This window comes from Streptomyces sp. NPDC054866 (assembly GCF_053610745.1).
The window spans coordinates 1,321,657-1,337,767 of record NZ_JBSGZA010000002.1 but is presented as its reverse complement, the minus strand read 5'-3'; the positions used below and the strand labels follow the sequence as shown (position 1 = coordinate 1,337,767).

Annotated in this window: 18 protein-coding genes, 1 tRNA gene and 1 riboswitch; of the genes, 13 read left to right on the top strand and 6 right to left on the bottom strand. The window is 69.0% G+C overall.

The features are described from left to right. Window positions 1-305 precede the first annotated feature (305 nt). The 8 genes from ACWGI2_RS14705 (at window position 306) to ACWGI2_RS14670 (ending at window position 6,960) form a co-directional block, all read left to right on the top strand. Window positions 306-1,778, top strand: coding sequence for an amino acid permease (locus tag ACWGI2_RS14705; protein WP_453695580.1), 1,473 nt, complete (start codon window positions 306-308; stop codon window positions 1,776-1,778). Between the two features lie 104 nt (window positions 1,779-1,882). Continuing rightward, a complete protein-coding gene (locus ACWGI2_RS14700; RefSeq protein ID WP_160505274.1) occupies window positions 1,883-2,305 on the top strand; it encodes a Mov34/MPN/PAD-1 family protein in 423 nt (140 codons plus the stop codon). Further along, a riboswitch (cobalamin riboswitch) is annotated at window positions 2,306-2,423 on the top strand. A 45-nt stretch (window positions 2,424-2,468) separates the two neighbouring features. Next, window positions 2,469-3,428: an ABC transporter substrate-binding protein gene (locus ACWGI2_RS14695; protein WP_453695578.1), complete on the top strand. Its 960-nt coding sequence runs from the start codon at window positions 2,469-2,471 to the stop codon at window positions 3,426-3,428. 149 nt (window positions 3,429-3,577) lie between these two features. Further along, a complete protein-coding gene (locus ACWGI2_RS14690) occupies window positions 3,578-4,606 on the top strand; it encodes a FecCD family ABC transporter permease (RefSeq protein ID WP_453695577.1) in 1,029 nt (342 codons plus the stop codon). Beyond that, window positions 4,603-5,397: an ABC transporter ATP-binding protein gene (locus tag ACWGI2_RS14685; protein ID WP_453695575.1), complete on the top strand. Its 795-nt coding sequence runs from the start codon at window positions 4,603-4,605 to the stop codon at window positions 5,395-5,397. The genes ACWGI2_RS14690 and ACWGI2_RS14685 overlap by 4 nt, the downstream gene beginning before the upstream one ends. Before the next feature lie 69 nt (window positions 5,398-5,466). Further along, window positions 5,467-5,568 (top strand): putative leader peptide, encoded by a 102-nt coding sequence (locus ACWGI2_RS14680; protein ID WP_336605789.1) that lies wholly within the window; start codon window positions 5,467-5,469, stop codon window positions 5,566-5,568. Between the two features lie 153 nt (window positions 5,569-5,721). Continuing rightward, the gene (locus tag ACWGI2_RS14675; RefSeq protein WP_453395761.1) at window positions 5,722-6,000 is read left to right on the top strand and encodes a MoaD/ThiS family protein; all 279 of its coding nucleotides are present in this window, start codon (window positions 5,722-5,724) and stop codon (window positions 5,998-6,000) included. A 6-nt stretch (window positions 6,001-6,006) separates the two neighbouring features. After that, a complete protein-coding gene (locus ACWGI2_RS14670) occupies window positions 6,007-6,960 on the top strand; it encodes a PLP-dependent cysteine synthase family protein (RefSeq protein ID WP_453695574.1) in 954 nt (317 codons plus the stop codon). A gap of 86 nt (window positions 6,961-7,046) precedes the next feature. On the opposite strand, the gene ACWGI2_RS14665 is transcribed toward ACWGI2_RS14670, so the two are convergent. Beyond that, window positions 7,047-7,508 (bottom strand): type II toxin-antitoxin system PemK/MazF family toxin, encoded by a 462-nt coding sequence (locus ACWGI2_RS14665; protein ID WP_160505268.1) that lies wholly within the window; start codon window positions 7,506-7,508, stop codon window positions 7,047-7,049. 224 nt (window positions 7,509-7,732) lie between these two features. On the opposite strand from ACWGI2_RS14665, the gene ACWGI2_RS14660 reads away from it, so the two are divergent. Beyond that, entirely contained in the window at window positions 7,733-8,485 is a 753-nt protein-coding gene (locus ACWGI2_RS14660) for an MBL fold metallo-hydrolase (RefSeq protein WP_453695573.1), read from the top strand. Here the strand turns inward: ACWGI2_RS14660 and ACWGI2_RS14655 are convergent. The 3 genes from ACWGI2_RS14655 to ACWGI2_RS14645 form a co-directional block, all read right to left on the bottom strand. Continuing rightward, on the bottom strand, window positions 8,482-9,408 hold the full coding sequence (locus tag ACWGI2_RS14655) for a DUF7916 family protein (RefSeq protein ID WP_453695571.1): 927 nt from the start codon (window positions 9,406-9,408) through the stop codon (window positions 8,482-8,484). The two genes, ACWGI2_RS14660 and ACWGI2_RS14655, sit on opposite strands and share 4 nt — an antisense overlap. A gap of 88 nt (window positions 9,409-9,496) precedes the next feature. Further along, window positions 9,497-10,762, bottom strand: coding sequence for a PTS transporter subunit EIIC (locus tag ACWGI2_RS14650; RefSeq protein ID WP_453695570.1), 1,266 nt, complete (start codon window positions 10,760-10,762; stop codon window positions 9,497-9,499). 265 nt (window positions 10,763-11,027) lie between these two features. Beyond that, window positions 11,028-12,341, bottom strand: coding sequence for a PTS transporter subunit EIIC (locus tag ACWGI2_RS14645; RefSeq protein ID WP_453695568.1), 1,314 nt, complete (start codon window positions 12,339-12,341; stop codon window positions 11,028-11,030). Window positions 12,342-12,519: 178 nt separating this feature from the next. Here ACWGI2_RS14645 and ACWGI2_RS14640 point away from each other — a divergent pair, with 178 nt between their 5' ends. From ACWGI2_RS14640 to rdgB, 4 genes are all read left to right on the top strand, one after another. Continuing rightward, window positions 12,520-12,822, top strand: a complete 303-nt coding sequence (locus ACWGI2_RS14640) for a glucose PTS transporter subunit EIIB (RefSeq protein WP_453695566.1) — start codon at window positions 12,520-12,522, stop codon at window positions 12,820-12,822. Between the two features lie 180 nt (window positions 12,823-13,002). Then, the gene (rph, locus tag ACWGI2_RS14635) at window positions 13,003-13,734 is read left to right on the top strand and encodes a ribonuclease PH (protein ID WP_453395926.1); all 732 of its coding nucleotides are present in this window, start codon (window positions 13,003-13,005) and stop codon (window positions 13,732-13,734) included. A gap of 93 nt (window positions 13,735-13,827) precedes the next feature. Next, window positions 13,828-14,223 carry a hypothetical protein gene (locus ACWGI2_RS14630; protein ID WP_160505262.1) on the top strand — a complete coding sequence of 132 codons (396 nt, stop codon included), beginning with the start codon at window positions 13,828-13,830 and terminating at the stop codon, window positions 14,221-14,223. Between the two features lie 43 nt (window positions 14,224-14,266). Further along, window positions 14,267-14,872, top strand: a complete 606-nt coding sequence (gene rdgB / locus ACWGI2_RS14625; protein WP_453695564.1) for an RdgB/HAM1 family non-canonical purine NTP pyrophosphatase — start codon at window positions 14,267-14,269, stop codon at window positions 14,870-14,872. A 68-nt stretch (window positions 14,873-14,940) separates the two neighbouring features. Here rdgB and ACWGI2_RS14620 read toward each other — a convergent pair. Next, a tRNA-Leu gene (locus tag ACWGI2_RS14620) sits at window positions 14,941-15,024 on the bottom strand. A gap of 53 nt (window positions 15,025-15,077) precedes the next feature. Beyond that, window positions 15,078-16,082 (bottom strand): HNH endonuclease signature motif containing protein, encoded by a 1,005-nt coding sequence (locus ACWGI2_RS14615; protein WP_453695563.1) that lies wholly within the window; start codon window positions 16,080-16,082, stop codon window positions 15,078-15,080. Window positions 16,083-16,111: the final 29 nt, after the last annotated feature.

Genomic DNA, 16,111 nt, shown 5'->3' with positions numbered 1-16,111 from the left:
ACTCTTCGTTCGCTCAGCGGACGCTCAAATCCGGATAACGATCGCGTCACTTCAATGACCTCTTTTGACGCGTCAAGGGAATTTTGTCCGGTTCTTCTCGTGGTGTGGGCCACACGTGCCGCGGTCGATCACTATTGCGGCCGTGATAAATCTTCACGACCACTCGGTGACGCCACCCATGTCACCGGTGGCGCTCGGGCCGGCAGACCGCCGGTAGCACTCCATCCATATCCGGGGGGATCAGGACCTGATCCGTGGCCATACGCAGACTGCGGGCACGGATCAGCGTGGAGAAAGGCGTCACCATGACCTCAGTGCAGGTCGAAGAGCATCACGACGGCAATGAGGCCGACGGAGCGGGCGGTTCGTCCGGTTCGTCAGGCGAGGGCTATCAGCGCGGGCTCGGTGCCCGGCAGATCCAGATGATCGCGATCGGCGGTGCCATCGGCACCGGCCTGTTCCTCGGCGCGGGCAAGGCCATTCACAAGGCCGGTCCGAGCCTCATCCTGGCGTACGCCATCGCCGGCCTCGTCATCTTCTTCATCATGCGGGCCCTGGGCGAGCTGCTCATGTACCGCGCCGTGTCGGGCTCCTTCTCGGAGTACGCGCGTGAATTCATCGGCCCGTTCTTCGGGTACGTGACCGGCTGGACGTACTGGCTCTTCTGGGTCGTCACCGGCATCACGGAAGTCACGGCCGCGGCCCAGTACATGCAGTACTGGACGCACAACTCCATTCCACAATGGGCCTACGCGCTGATCTTCACGGTCATCCTGTACGGCGCCAACCTGATCTCCGTGAAGCTCTTCGGTGAGCTCGAGTTCTGGTTCTCGATGGTCAAGGTCACCGCGATCATCGGCATGATCCTCATCTGCGCCGGCATCCTCACCATCGGCTTCTCCGACGCCGGTGACACCGCGTCCGTGAGCCACCTGTGGGACCAGGGCGGGTTCTTCCCGAACGGCATCGGCTCCACGCTGATGACGCTGCAGATCGTGATGTTCGCCTTCCTCGCCGTCGAGCTCGTCGGCGTCACCGCGGGCGAGTCCAAGGACCCCAAGACCGTCCTGCCCAAGGCCATCAACACCGTGCCGTGGCGCATCGCCGTCTTCTACGTCGGCGCGCTCATCATGATCCTCTCGGTCGTGCCGTGGACCACGTTCCAGCCGGGCGTCTCGCCGTTCGTGGCGGCGTTCGAGGAGATGGGCCTGGGCATCGGCGCCGCGATCGTCAACTTCGTCGTCCTGACGGCCGCGCTCTCCTCCTGCAACTCCGGCATGTACTCCACCGGCCGCATGCTGCGCGACCTCGCGCTCAACGGCCAGGGCCCGAAGTTCTTCACCAAGCTGACGAAGAACGGCCTGCCGCTGGTCGGCACCACGTTCTCCGCCACGCTGATGCTGGTCGGCGTCTGGATCAATTACCAGTGGCCGGGCGAGGCGTTCAACTACGTCGTCTCCTTCGCGACCATCTCCGGTATGTGGGCCTGGATCATGATCCTGATCTGCCAGATCAAGTACCGCCGCAAGGCCGACCGCGGCGAGCTGCCGCAGTCGACCTTCCGGGCGCCGGGCGCTCCGTTCACGAGCTGGTTCGCGCTGGCCTTCATCGGCATGGTCATCGTGATGATGGGCATCGACAAGGACGCGCGGATCTCGCTCTACGCGGCTCCGGTGTGGGCGCTGATCCTCGGCGTCGGCTACCTCGTCATGCAGAAGCGCAACGCGCAGCCGACGGGTGGCGGCGAGGCGGACAAGAAGGACGCGATCAAGTCCTGACCGCCACGTCCTGACCGCCGGGTCATCACCGCTTGATCCCAGCATGTGGGCCGGTCCGTACCACTCTTCGGTACGGGTCGGCCCTTCTGCTTATCCTGGCTGCCATGCTGACCCTGACCCAGGCCCTCCACGACCAGATCGTCGCGCACGCGCGCCAGGACCACCCCGACGAGGCCTGCGGTGTGGTCGCGGGCCCGGAGGGAACCGGCCGCCCCGAGCGCTTCATCCCCATGCTGAACGCGGCCCGCTCGCCCACGTTCTACGAGTTCGACTCGGGCGACCTCCTCAAGCTCTACCGCGAGATGGACGACCGCGACGAGGAGCCGGTGATCGTCTACCACTCGCACACGGCGACCGAGGCCTACCCCTCGCGTACCGACATCTCGTACGCCAACGAGCCCGGCGCCCACTACGTCCTGGTCTCCACGGCCGACACCGACGACGCCGGCGACTTCCAGTTCCGCTCCTTCAGGATCGTGGACGGCGAGGTCACCGAAGAAGAGGTGAAGGTCGTCCAGGCATACTGAGCCCACCGAGAGGCGGCAGGACCCAGGAAGCCGGTGCGAATCCGGCACGGTCCCGCCACTGTGACCCCACCCTCCGCGGGTGGGGCAGTCAGGAACTGACCTGCCGCCTTCTTCTCCCACGACGCAGGGGACGCGGAAATCCCCTGGAGGAGGCAGCTCAGCCATGTCCCGTTCCATACGCATGCTCCTGGCCGCGGCCCTGCTGGCCCCGCTCGCCGCGTGCTCGTCCTCCGACGGCACCGAATCGAAGCCGGAGTCCAAGACGCCGGGCTTCCCGTACACGGTCACGAACTGCGGCGTGAAGACGACGTACGAAGCGCCCCCGAAGCGCGCCGTGACGATGAACCAGCACGTGACGGAAGTGATGCTGGAACTGGGCCTCAAGGACCGCATCGCGGGCACGGCCTACCTGGACGACAAGGTCCTGCCGAAGTACGCGAAGGCGTACGCGGACACCCCGGTCCTCGCCAAGGAATACCCCTCGTACGAGAAGCTCCTGGCCGCGAACCCCGACTTCGTCTACGGCGGCTACGCGTCCGCCTTCCTCGCGGGCGAGGGCCGCAGCCGCGGGGCCCTGGCGAAGTCCGGCATCGAGAGCCGCCTCAACGTCGAGGGCTGCGCGAAGCGGGCGGTGTCGATGGACGACGTCTACAAGGAGGTCCGCGAGGTCGGCAGCACGTTCGGAGTGCGGCCGCGGGCGGACAAGTGGGTGGCCGCGGCGAAGCGCCAACTGGCGGACGCCGCCGGGGACTCGAAGGGCCGTGAGCCCGTCCCCGTCTTCGTCTACGACAGCGGCGACAAGACCGCGTTCACGGCGGGCGGCCGGGGCATCGGCAACGACATCATCGAGCGGGCGGGCGGCCGCAACGTCTTCGCCGACCTGGACAAGGCCTTCGGCGACGCGTCCTGGGAGTCGGTGGTCGACCGCAAGCCCGAGGTGATCGTGATCCTCGACTACGGAGGCACGACGGTGGCCCAGAAGAAGAAGCGCCTCCTGGACGACCCGGTCCTGGCGGCCATCCCCGCCATCAAGAACAAGCGCTTCGCGGTACTGCCGCTGTCGGACACGGTGGTGGGGGTGAGGGCACCGGGGGCGGTGGGGAAGCTGGCGGACCAGCTGTGAAGGGGCAGGGGGTTCAGCCCGTCCGGCGTTTGAGGACGAACTCGGCGGAGCCGGTGATTGCGGCAAGCAAGGCCCCCGCGCCGAGCGGGTTTTCGGGAAGGGGCGGGGTTGGGGAAGGTCCCGCCAGGGTCACACCACCCCGCAGACGAGTGGGCTACGCGACAGTCATCGCGGCGCTCTGCGCAGCCTTCGCGGCAGCGGTCGTCGCCGGCCTAGCCCTGGGGTCCGTCCGGATCCCCCCGGCGGACGTCCTGGAGATCCTCGCCGGAAGGGCGGAACCCTCACCCTTCCGCACGATCGTGCTGGACGTCCGCCTGCCCCGCGTCCTGCTCGGCGCAGCCGTAGGCGCAGGCCTTGCCGTCATCGGCACCGTCCTCCAGGCCCTGGTGAGAAACCCCCTGGCCGACCCCTTCCTCCTCGGCGTCTCCTCCGGCGCCTCCGCGGGAGCCGTCGCCGTCATCGTCCTCGGCAGCGTCTTCGGCCTGGGCGCGGGCCTGGCCACCACCGTCACCATCCCGGCCGCGGCCTTCGCCGGCGCCCTGCTCTCGCTGCTGGTCGTCTACACCCTGGCCAGATCCGGCGGCGGCGGATTCGCCACCGGGCGCCTGATCCTGGCCGGAGTGGCCGTCTCGTACATCCTCTCCGCCCTGACCAGCCTCATCCTGATCATGGCCGACAGCGCCGACCACCTGAAGGAAGTCCTGTACTGGACCCTCGGCGGCCTCGGCAGCGCCCGCTGGGACATGCTCGCCCTGCCCGGCGCGGCCCTCGTCGTGGGCACGGCCCTGCTCGTCGCCCTGGCCCGCCCCCTCGACCTGCTCCTGGTCGGCGAGGAGGGCGCCACCGTCCTCGGCCTGGACACCGCCCGCTTCCGCGCCGCCGTCTTCGTCCTCGCCTCGCTCCTGACCGGCGTACTCGTCGCGTACAGCGGAGCCATCGGCTTCGTCGGCCTGATGGTGCCGCACGCGGCCCGGATGCTGGTCGGCGCCGCCCACCGGGCGCTCCTGCCGGTGGTGGCCCTGATGGGCGCGGTGTTCCTGGTGGCCGCCGACCTCGCCGCGCGCACGGTCGCGGCGCCGCAGGACATCCCGGTCGGCGTCCTGACGGCGCTGACGGGCGGCCCGTTCTTCCTGTGGATGCTGCGCAAGAACCGTACGGAGGAAGGGGCACCCGCATGATGATGCGTACCGAGAACCTCACGTACGAGACGCCCGGCGGCCTGCGCCTGGTCGACGACGTCACCCTGCACGCCGCCCGAGGCGAGACCATCGGCCTCGTCGGCCCCAACGGCAGCGGCAAGACCACCCTCCTGCGCTGCGTCTACGGCACCCTCACGCCCACCGGCGGCCGCGTACTCCTGGACGGTGACGACCTGGCGGCCCGCTCGGCCAAGGACCGCGCCCGCCGCATCGCCACCGTCCCGCAGGACGGGCACACCGGCTTCGAGCTCACCGTCCGGCAGATCGTCGCGATGGGCCGCTCCCCGCACAAACGCTTCTGGGAGGCGGACACGGCCGAGGACGAGAAGCTGGTGCTCGACGCCCTGGAACGCGTCGGCGCGGCGGACCTCGCCCACCGCGTCTTCGCCGGGCTCTCCGGCGGCGAGCGCCAGCGCGCCCTGGTGGCGAGGGCGCTGGTGCAGGAGCCCGCGGTCCTCGTCCTGGACGAACCGACCAACCACCTCGACATCCGCTACCAGCTGGAGATCCTCACCCTGGTCCGCGACCTCGGCACCACGAATCTCCTGGCCCTGCACGACCTCAATCTGGCGGCGTACTACTGCGACCGTCTGTACGTGCTCGACGCCGGCCGTCTCGTCGCGTCAGGCGCGCCGAAGGAGGTCCTGACCAGCGAGCTCCTCGCCGAGGTGTACGGGGTGACGGCGGAGGTGGCGGTGCATCCGGCCACGGGCGCTCCGACGGTCACGTACCTGCCCTCAGCTGCGCCCCGCCTCCCGGCATCCACGTGATGGACGCAAATCGTCCAGCATGCGAGATCACATTCCAGAACCCGGACCGGGAATCGATACGATGACCGCATGGTTCCCCACGACGTGAGCGACAAGATGCCGGGCATGCTGCTCGTTGCGCGTCTGCACGTCGATTTGTGCAGGCTCTCCAGCGCGATCTGTTCGCGCTGACAGCCGCCGCCGTACGGCCGTGAGCCGCGGCGCCACCTCCGCGTAACGCCGGATGCCGGACACCTGACGCCTTACGCACTCGAACTGACGCACCGCACGACCGGGCCGCCGCGCGCCCACCCACGTGACATCTCCCGACAGGAGCCCCCAGCCATGGCCATCGAGGTCCGCATCCCGACCATCCTCCGCACCTACACCGACGGCGCCAAGGCCGTCGAGGGCAGCGGGGACACCCTCGCCGAGCTCTTCAGCGACCTCGACTCGCGGCACGCGGGCATCGCCGAGCGCATCGTGGACGGCGACAAGCTGCGCCGCTTCGTCAACGTGTACCTGAACGACGAGGACGTCCGCTTCCTGGACGGCATCTCCACCAAGCTCACCGACGGCGACAACGTCACGATCCTCCCGGCCGTGGCCGGCGGCATGGTCTGATCGCGGATGCCTCGCTACGACTCCCCGCTGGCGGCCGTGGGTAACACGCCCCTGGTCCGCCTGCCGCGGCTCTCCCCCTCCGACGACGTCCGCATCTGGGCGAAGCTGGAGGACCGTAACCCGACCGGTTCCATCAAGGACCGCCCGGCGCTGCACATGGTCGAACAGGCGGAGAAGGACGGGCGGTTGACGCCCGGCTGCACGATCCTGGAGCCGACGTCCGGCAACACGGGCATCTCACTCGCGATGGCGGCCAAGCTCAAGGGCTACCGCATCGTGTGCGTCATGCCGGAGAACACCTCGCAGGAGCGGCGTGAGCTCCTCGCCATGTGGGGCGCGGAGATCATCCCGTCCCCGGCGGCAGGCGGCTCGAACACGGCCGTACGCGTCGCCAAGGAACTGGCGGCCGAGCACCCGGACTGGGTGATGCTTTACCAGTACGGGAACCCGGACAACGCGGGCGCCCACTACGCGACGACCGGCCCGGAGATCCTCGCGGACCTCCCCTCGGTCACCCACTTCGTGGCGGGCCTCGGCACGACGGGCACGCTGATGGGCGTGGGCCGCTTCCTGCGCGAGCAGAAGCCGGACATCAAGATCGTCGCGGCGGAGCCCCGCTACGACGACCTCGTGTACGGCCTGCGGAACCTCGACGAGGGCTTCGTCCCCGAGCTGTACGACGCGTCGGTCCTGACCACCCGCTTCTCCGTCGGCTCGGCGGACGCGGTGACGCGCACCCGCGAGCTCCTCCAGCAGGAGGGGATCTTCGCGGGCGTCTCCACCGGGGCCGCGCTGCACGCGGCGATCGGCGTCGGCAAGAAGGCCCTGGCCGCGGGGGAGTCCGCCGACATCGTCTTCGTCGTGGCCGACGGCGGCTGGAAGTACCTCTCGACGGGCGTCTACACCGCCGAGACGACCGAGGCGGCGATCGAGACGCTGCAAGGCCAACTGTGGGCTTAGAGGGTCAACTGTGGGCTTAGAGGCAGACGCAGGAGAACGCCGGGCGGGCTGGACACATCCAGCCCGCCCGGCGTCTTCGTTGCCGCTCAACCCGCCAAGTACCGCACCTGATCCCACAGCGCCGGATCCACGATCCCCGCCCGCCTGCGGAACTCCCACACCGGCACATCCCGCAGCTCGTCCGTCTCAAGGAAGCTGGGCCGCCCCCGCGCGTCCCCCACCGACCCGGGCGGCAGCGGAATCACCCCGGCCCGCTCGTCGTGGTACTTGCTGGTGATCTTCGCGACGACCGCGCGCTCGCCCCGCACGGACAGCACAAGACAGGGCCGATCCTTGGTGCCGGGCCCGTCCTCGTAGGGCACCTTCGCCCACCAGATCTCCGCGGGCTTGGGCGCGGGCAGCCTGCGCCGCGGCCCGCGCGGCCTGCCCGGCGGCCGGGTGGTCCGCCCGCGGGGCCCGCGGCCGCTACGGCCCCGGCCGTCCACCAACGCGGCGACCGCCGCGAGCACCACCACGGCGGCAAGCGCGAGCCACCATGACGTATCCATACCGCAGACGGTACCGGCGCGCACCCCGCCCCGCGCGCCCCCCGAACCGGTGACAGCGCAGGTGAGTTCTCCCACAACGGCCCACGACGGAGGAGCGACCTGACCTTTTGCGCCTTACGCTCGACGGACCGCAGAACTCCTCGAAGAGCCTCTCGCAGGCCTCTTCGCAAGCCCCCCGCAACGCCCCGCACAACCCCCGTTTCGCCCCCGGAGGTTTCCGCTCCATGAAGCTCACCGTCGTCGGCTGCTCGGGGTCGTTTCCGTCCGCGGACTCGGCCTGCTCGAGCTACCTCATCGAGGCCGACGGCTTCCGGCTGCTTCTCGACATGGGCAATGGCGCCCTGGGCGAGCTGCAGCGCCATGTCGGTCTGTACGACCTGGACGCGATCTTCCTCAGCCATCTGCACGCCGACCACTGCATCGATATGTGCGCCTATTTCGTGGCGCGCTACTACCGGCACGAAGGCGGCCGCTGCGCCCCCATCCCGGTCTACGGCCCCGAGGGCACCGAACAGCGCCTGACCACCGCGTACGCCGACACCCCGTCCGCCTCCTCGATGAGCGAGGTCTTCGACTTCCACACCGTGAAGCCGGCCTCGTTCGACATCGGCCCCTTCTCGGTCCGTACGGAGAAGGTGTGCCACCCCGTCGAGGCGTACGGCATCCGCGTCGAGCACGGGGGCACGTCCCTCACGTACTCGGGAGACACGGGTGTGTGCGGCGCGCTGGACGAACTGGCCGCCGACACCGACCTGTTCCTCTGCGAGGCGGCCTTCACGCACGGCAAGGAGAACATCCCCGACCTGCACCTCAACGGCCGTGAGGCGGGCGAGTCCGCCCAGCGCGCGAAGGCCGGGCGCCTCCTCCTCACCCACATCCCGCCGTGGACGGACCCCCAGGTGAACCTGGCGGACGCGCGCGCCGTGTACGACGGCCCGGCCGAACTCGCGAAGCCCGGCCGGAGCTACGAGATCTAGCGCTCCTCCGTCGAGCGCCTGCTGCCGCGGCCGCCCAGCGCCATCCTGTTCCACGTGTGGCGGCGGCCGCGGATCGCGACCGAGTACGCGTACATGACCTCCGGATCGCACATGCCCGGAAGGTAGGAGTCGCCGAAGTGGTGGGCGTCGACGCCCACTTCCTTCGCGTTCAGGGCCAGCTGCGGCACGACGTTCGCGTGCGAGCCCTCCTGGCTGGTGCCGATCGCCCCCATCACGACCGCCCCCAGGTCCTGCACCGCGGCCACCGCCCCCGCGGCCAGCTCCTTGGTGACGCCGGGCAGCGTCCCCGGCAGCGGCATGACGACACCGTCCGTGCCCGCGTCCACCAGCGAGGTGAGCCGCGCGGCCGTGACCCGCTCCGGGTGACCGGCGTGATGCATCTTGCCGCTCCACAGCGCGACGTCGTCCCCGAGGCCCTGCCGCAGCTCCTCCGTCACCCGCGCGAGACCCTCGTACGAACCGCCCGTCCCCGGATTCGCCGTCAGGCAGAGCATCGCCGCGCCCATGTCGATCAGCCGTTTGGCGTACTCGGGCTTGGCCCGGCGGATCTCGGGCACATCACCGGGCTCCAGATTGATGCCCACGGGCCGGCCGATGAAGGCCGCGAGCTCGGCGATGGAGGCGAACGCGCCGAGCCCCGGCAGATCGAGCCGCTCGCCGTCCCAGGCCCGCTCGATCAGGTTCAGTACGACGATGTCGGCGCCGAAGGCCGCGACGAGCTCGGCGTTGTGCACACCGGGCATGCCCGGCACGGGGACGAGGGCGGCCCGGTCGGCGAAGACCTCGCCGACCATGGTGCGCCCCTCGGCGGCGGCCACGGAAGCGGTCAGGGCGCGACCGCGGAGGGCGGCGAGGCCGTCGCGGTCGAGGTCGAGGATGCGGGGGGTCCGGGGGGTGGTCATGTCTCCGACCGTAAGCGGACGGAACGGACAAAGCCCCGCACCGTTGGTCGCAACGGTGCGGGGCTTACGTCCCGAAGTGGGGCGGAGGCTACTTGGCCTCGGCCTTCTGGAGCTCGGCGAGCTCCTCGTCGGACTCGCGGCCCGGCGTCGGGAGGTTCCACTTGGTGATCGCGAAGCGGAAGACGACGTAGTAGAGCGCGGCGAAGCAGAGGCCGACCAGGGCCAGGCCCAGCGGATTCTTCGCGATACCGAAGTTGATGGCGTAGTCGACGAACCCGGCGGAGAAGCCGAAGCCGTCCTTCATGCCGAGCGCCCAGGTCAGCGCCATGGAGACACCGGTGAGCACCGCGTGGATCGCGTACAGGACCGGGGCGATGAACATGAACGTGAACTCGATCGGCTCGGTCACACCGGTGACGAACGCGGTGGCCGCGAGCGAGAACATCATGCCGCCGACGACCTTGCGGCGCTCGGGACGGGCGCAGTGGACGATCGCGAGGCAGGCCGCCGGAAGGGCGAACATCATGATCGGGAAGAAGCCTGTCATGAACTGGCCCGCGGTCGGGTCGCCCTCCAGGAAGCGGGCGATGTCGCCGTGCTTGCCCTCGTAGTCACCGGCCTGGAACCAGGGGAAGGAGTTCAGGAGGTGGTGCATGCCGACCGGGATCAGCGCGCGGTTGACGACGCCGAAGATGCCCGCGCCCACGGCGCCGGAACCGACGAGCCACTCACCGAAGTTGTGCAGACCCGTGCCGAGGACCGGCCATATGTAACCGAAGATGATGCCGATGAACAGACCCGCGAAGGCGGACAGGATCGGGACCAGACGGCGGCCACCGAAGAAGCCCGCCCAGTCGGGCAGCTTCGTACGGTAGAAGCGCTGGTAGATCAGGGCGACGACGATGCCCATGACGACACCGCCGAGCACGCCCGCGTCGACGGCCTTCTCGACCAGCACGATCTTGCCGTCGACGACCGACTCCTCCTTCGGCAGGTTGCCGTCGGTGAAGGTGGCGAGGACGTTCTTGAAGACCAGGTAGCCGGTGACGGCGGCCAGGGCCGTGGAGCCGTCCGACTTCTTGGCGAAGCCGATGGCGATGCCGACGGCGAACAGCAGCGCCATGTTGTCCATGATCGCGCCGCCGCCGGCGGCCATGAAGCTGGCAATCTTGTTGATGAAGTCGGGCATGGACGGCTTGCCGAGCATGTCGTCGTGGCCCAGACGGACCAGGAGCGCTCCGGCGGGCAGCACGGCGACCGGCAGCATGAGGCTGCGGCCGATGCGCTGCATGACAGCCATCACGCCGGCGCCCTTCTTCTTCTCGGCCGCGGGGGCGGAACTGGCCGTGGACACAACTTCCTCCAGTGGGCAAGGCGCCGCCTGGGACATGGAAGAGGGGACGGCGGCGTCTCCGGGGGCCGCGGCGGACGGCCGCGTGGTCTACACCATTAAGTGGTGTAGACCTGTTGTAGCACGGTGAAGGTGACGTAAGGAACCCACGAGTTTTGTGGGGTCGGCCATAACGTGAAATCAACGGCAAAAGACCCCCGGACCCGAGGGTCCGAGGGCCTTCCGCATGCGGCCGCGCGCGGGGGTGCGGACTCCGCCCGCGCTGGGGCTAAGCCTTGGTCTGCTCCGCGTCCTGTGCTTCCGCTTCCTCCTCCGGTTCTCGCCCCGGCGTATGCAGGTCGAACTTGCGGATCACGAAGCTGAACAGGACGTAGTACACGACGGCGAACACGAGCCCGATGGGAATGATCAGCCAGGGTTTGGTCGCCAGACTCCAGTTGATGACGTAGTCGATCAGACCCGCCGAGAAGCTGAAGCCGTCCTTGACCCCCAGGGCCCATGTCACCGCCATGGAGACACCGGTGAGGACCGCGTGGATCGCGTACAGCGCGGGCGCGATGAAGAGGAACGAGTACTCGATCGGTTCGGTGATGCCGGTGACGAACGACGTCAGGCCGACCGAGAGCATCAGGCCGCCGACCACCTTGCGGCGCTCGGGACGGGCCGCGTGCGTGATCGCGAGGGCCGCGGCCGGCAGGGCGAACATCATGATCGGGAAGAAGCCCGACGTGAACTGACCGGCCGTCGGGTCACCCGCCAGGAAGCGGTTGATGTCACCGTGGACCATCGTGCCGTCCGGCTTCTCGTAGTCGCCGAACTGGAACCAGACGAACGTGTTCAGGAACTGGTGCAGGCCGACCGTGAGCAGCGCGCGGTTGGCCACGCCGAAGATTCCCGAACCCAACCACCCAAGGTCCACAAGCCACTTGGAGAAGCTGGTCAGCCCGTCACCGATGGGCGGCCAGATCCACACGCAGAGCCCCGCGAAGACCAGACCGACGAAGGCCATGATGATCGGCACCAGACGGCGGCCGTTGAAGAAGCCCAGCCAGTCGACCAGCTTCACGCGGTGGTAGCGCTGCCAGAACCACGCCGAGAGCAGACCCATCACGATGCCGCCGAAGACCCCTGGGTTCTGGTACGCGGCTTGCGCGACCGTCCCGTCCTCCGCCACGCAGACGCCGCTCCACAACCCCGCGGCGCCGAACGTGGTGTCGGTGGGGCAGTCGTCGGGGAAGGCGCGAAGCACCGCGTAGTAGACGAGGAAACCCGTGACCGCCGCGAGCGCCGTGGAGCCGTCCGACTTCTTGGCCATGCCGATCGCGACACCGATGCAGAACAGCAGGGGCAGACCGAGGGTGGAGTCCAGGAGGGAGCCGCCCGCCGCCGCGAAGACCTTGGCGACGTTGTCCCAGCCGAGGCCGTCGGCACCGAAGACGTCCGGCTGTCCGAGGCGGTTGAGGATGCCGGCGGCGGGCAGGACGGCGATGGGGAGCTGGAGGCTGCGGCCCATCTTCTGGAGGCCCTGGAACAGCCCGTTCCACCACTTCTTCTGCGGCACCGCTGCAGCTTCGGAACTCATCGGCGTCCCCTCCGGAACAAGCCAGGTTTGGCGGTCGTTGAAAACTGGTGTAGACCAGTTGCGGAACGAGTGCGGTGCCGTCCCGGCAGGCATGGCCTGAGGAAGGGCATGAGGGATGGCACCTTGATCGCCATCATTGGGTACGAGTGCCGTAGCCGCCCGCGAAGATGCTCCAACCGTGCGTTACCGTGACAAAGCGGACCTACGGTGTGGTGAGGCCGCGTCCTTTAAGAACAGGGAGAACACCATGGCCAGCAAGGCTGAGAAGATCGTTGCCGGGCTCGGCGGCATCGACAACATCGAAGAGGTCGAGGGCTGCATCACCCGCCTCCGCACCGAGGTCAAGGACCCGGGCCTCGTCGACGACGCCGCGCTGAAGGCCGCCGGCGCCCACGGAGTCGTCAAGATGGGCACCGCGATCCAGGTCGTCATCGGCACCGACGCGGACCCCATCGCCGCCGACATCGAAGACATGATGTGAGCAACTGAGCTCACCCGCAGAGGGCCCTGCCGACGACCGGTGAGGGCCCTCTGCCATGTGCCGATACGGGCCCCTCGGCCCCTCAGCCATGTGCCGATACGGGCCCCGCGGTCATGAGCGGATACGGCCCCTCAGCCATGTGCCGATAGGGTCAGCCGCATGTCCTCCACGCCTCTCTCCGTGCCTCGCATCGACGGCCGCACCCCCGAACAGCTCCGCCCGATCACCATCGAGCGCGGCTGGAGCAAGCACGCCGAGGGCTCCGTCCTCATCTCCTTCGGCGACACCAAGGTCTTCTGCACCGCCTCCGTCACCGAAGGCGTCCCGCGCTGGCGCAAGGGCAGCGGCGAAGGCTGGGTCACCGCCGAGTACTCGATGCTGCCGCGCTCCACCAACACCCGCGGCGACCGCGAATCCGTACGCGGCAAGATCGGCGGCCGCACCCACGAGATCTCCCGCCTCATCGGCCGCAGCCTCCGCGCCGTCATCGACTACAAGGCGCTCGGCGAGAACACCATCGTCCTCGACTGCGACGTCCTCCAGGCCGACGGCGGCACCCGCACCGCCGCGATCACCGGCGCCTACGTGGCCCTCGCCGACGCCGTGGCCTGGGCCCAGGGCAAGAAGCTCATCAAGGCCGGCCGCAAGCCCCTCACCGACACCGTCTCCGCCGTCTCCGTCGGCATCGTCGGCGGCGTACCGCTCCTCGACCTGCGCTACGAGGAGGACGTGAAGGCCGACACCGACATGAACGTCGTCTGCACCGGCGACGGCCGCTTCGTCGAGGTCCAGGGCACCGCCGAGGCCGAGCCCTTCGACCGCAAGGAACTCAACGCACTGCTCGACCTCGCGGTCGGCGGCTGCGAGGACCTGGCAGCGTTCCAGCGCAAGGCACTCGAAGCGACCGAATAAGCAACCATCAGGCCCCTTAGGGGCGTTCTAACGAGTACGGGCGCGCGGGCCAAGCCGTGCGCCCGTCCGTACCCCCTGGGGAGGGACCGAACCATGGCCGCGCGCCACCGCCGTATCGCCACCGCTGTCACCGCCGTCCTGATCGCCGTGCCGGCGGGCATCGGCCTCGTCGGCTGCGACGCCGTCAACAAGGCCCTGGACTGCGTCCAGACCGCGGACGCCATCGCCGACAGCGTCACCGACCTGCAGCAGGCCGTCGAGAAGGCGGGAGACGACCCCACGCAGGCCGACAAGGCGCTCGACGACATCGACAAGAACATCGACGAGATCGGCGACAAGACCGACAACACCGATGTGAACAAGGCGGTTGACGACCTCGACAAGGCCGTCGACAACGTCCGCAAGTCCATCGACGGGGGCGACGCGACGCCCGACCTCAGCCCCATCACGGACGCGGCGGGCGAACTGACGAAGGTCTGCACGCCGTAGGGTCCGGGGGCTCGGTGGCGCGGGGGCTTGGATACTGGTCGACATGACCCGCCTAATCCTCGCCACCCGCAACGCCGGCAAGATCACGGAACTCAAGTCGATCCTCGCCGACGCAGGTCTCCCTCATGACCTCGTCGGCGCGGACGCCTACCCCGAGATCCCCGACGTCAGGGAAACCGGCGTCACCTTCGCCGAGAACGCCCTCCTCAAGGCCCACGCCCTCGCCAAGGCCACCGGCCTCCCCGCGGTCGCCGACGACTCCGGCCTCTGCGTCGACGTACTCGGCGGCGCCCCCGGCATCTTCTCCGCCCGCTGGGCGGGACGCCACGGCGACGACGCCGCGAACCTCGCCCTCCTCCTGGCCCAACTCGGCGACATCGACGAGGACACCCACCGCTCGGCCCACTTCGCCTGCGCGGCAGCGCTCGCCCTGCCGGACGGCACGGAGAGGGTGGTGGAGGGCCAGCTGCGCGGGGTACTACGCCACGCCCCGTCGGGCACGGGAGGCTTCGGCTACGACCCGATCCTCCAGCCGGAGGGCGAGACGAGGACGTGCGCGGAACTCTCCCCCGAGGAAAAGAACGCGATCAGCCATCGGGGGAAGGCGTTCCGGGCGTTGGTGCCGGTGGTACGGGAACTGCTGGGCTGAGAACCCACACGTACGCCGAAGGCCCGCCTCGCGGGGTACGCGAGGCGGGCCTTCGGCGTGAGGAGCGGTGCGGCGGAAGGGATTCGAACCCTCAAACCCTGTCACGGGTCACTGGACCTAAACCAGCTGTGTCGCCATTGCACCACCGCCGCTGGTAGTCAGCATGCTAACGGGCCGAGGGTTCGAGCGGCACGTGGGCCGTCGATCAGGTATTCGCGAGGGGCGCTTTCCGCCCTCTGTTTCTGCACCACGTCTCCGTCAGCGCATGGCAGTTGGGGCACAGGTACCGCAGGTTCTCCCGCCGATTGTCGCGCCAGTCTCCGTTGACGTGGTCGATCTGCAGGGTGATCGGTTCTCCCAGCCATTCGCCGGTGCTGCCACACGGCACGCACCTGTACGGGACTCCGATCTCTGTCAGAGCTCGGTGGAGCTGAGACCTGTTGGTCCGCCCGGCATGGTCCGGCAGGACGATCAGCACCCGGTGAGCGATGGGCGGGGGTGCGGGGCGCTCCGGCTGTCCCCAGGCCCGGCGCTTGAAATGGCTGGTATCGAGACCGAGGCGGGCTGCCGCGCGCCTAATGCGGCGGTGATTGGTGTCGCTGAGCTCCATGTCGAGGCCGCGCATCACGTCGGCGTAGCTTGTGGAGTTCCTGATGAGGTCGCGGAGTTCCTCTTCGGGAATCAACACACGCTGGTGGGAGAAGTGCCCAGTGTCGATGTGGTGGGCGCGCATCATGCCGCCCAGCGTTGCGCGTGAACGGCTGTCGTCCGGCACTCCAAGTGCGCGTGCCACGCCGCGCACGCTGGTAGCTGCCGCGGCCGCTGTCCGGAGCTCCTCGGGGGTGAAGGGGAGGTCCAGCTCAGGGCGGTCGATGCCGGGGAAGTGGCTGATGTCGATGCCTGCGGCGCTGATGCGGCGGCGGATGTGGGAGAGCGTCCCGGTGGCCGGTGTGGCGCCCAGCGCCAGTGCCACTTCGCGCAGCGAGGACGACGACGCGACCGCGTCGGCAATGGCGGCGTCCGGATACTTGCGCCAAGGGCTGCGCTTGGCGAAGTGGCTCGTGTCGAGCCCGTGACCGGTCACCTTTTCTTGCAGCACACGCCGCTGCCCTCCGCTCGTCCCGAGGCCGAGGCGCCGCATCAGGTCAGTCCAGTTGCGTGCCTCAGCGACGCCCGACGTCAGTCGATCCTTGCTGTACGGGTCCGGCATCGTCCCCCTCCGCATCCGGCCGCACGTTG

Coding starts and splice junctions, on each gene's coding strand:
- ACWGI2_RS14685 (WP_453695575.1), top strand. CDS start 4,603: ATGATGATGCGTACCGAGAACCTCACGTACGAGACGCCCGGCGGCCTG.
- ACWGI2_RS14665 (WP_160505268.1), bottom strand. CDS start 7,508: ATGGATACGTCATGGTGGCTCGCGCTTGCCGCCGTGGTGGTGCTCGCG.
- ACWGI2_RS14660 (WP_453695573.1), top strand. CDS start 7,733: ATGAAGCTCACCGTCGTCGGCTGCTCGGGGTCGTTTCCGTCCGCGGAC.
- ACWGI2_RS14645 (WP_453695568.1), bottom strand. CDS start 12,341: ATGAGTTCCGAAGCTGCAGCGGTGCCGCAGAAGAAGTGGTGGAACGGG.
- ACWGI2_RS14695 (WP_453695578.1), top strand. CDS start 2,469: ATGTCCCGTTCCATACGCATGCTCCTGGCCGCGGCCCTGCTGGCCCCG.
- ACWGI2_RS14655 (WP_453695571.1), bottom strand. CDS start 9,408: ATGACCACCCCCCGGACCCCCCGCATCCTCGACCTCGACCGCGACGGC.
- ACWGI2_RS14675 (WP_453395761.1), top strand. CDS start 5,722: ATGGCCATCGAGGTCCGCATCCCGACCATCCTCCGCACCTACACCGAC.
- ACWGI2_RS14705 (WP_453695580.1), top strand. CDS start 306: ATGACCTCAGTGCAGGTCGAAGAGCATCACGACGGCAATGAGGCCGAC.
- ACWGI2_RS14700 (WP_160505274.1), top strand. CDS start 1,883: ATGCTGACCCTGACCCAGGCCCTCCACGACCAGATCGTCGCGCACGCG.
- ACWGI2_RS14670 (WP_453695574.1), top strand. CDS start 6,007: ATGCCTCGCTACGACTCCCCGCTGGCGGCCGTGGGTAACACGCCCCTG.
- rdgB (WP_453695564.1), top strand. CDS start 14,267: ATGACCCGCCTAATCCTCGCCACCCGCAACGCCGGCAAGATCACGGAA.
- ACWGI2_RS14680 (WP_336605789.1), top strand. CDS start 5,467: ATGGTTCCCCACGACGTGAGCGACAAGATGCCGGGCATGCTGCTCGTT.
- ACWGI2_RS14615 (WP_453695563.1), bottom strand. CDS start 16,082: ATGCCGGACCCGTACAGCAAGGATCGACTGACGTCGGGCGTCGCTGAG.
- ACWGI2_RS14630 (WP_160505262.1), top strand. CDS start 13,828: ATGGCCGCGCGCCACCGCCGTATCGCCACCGCTGTCACCGCCGTCCTG.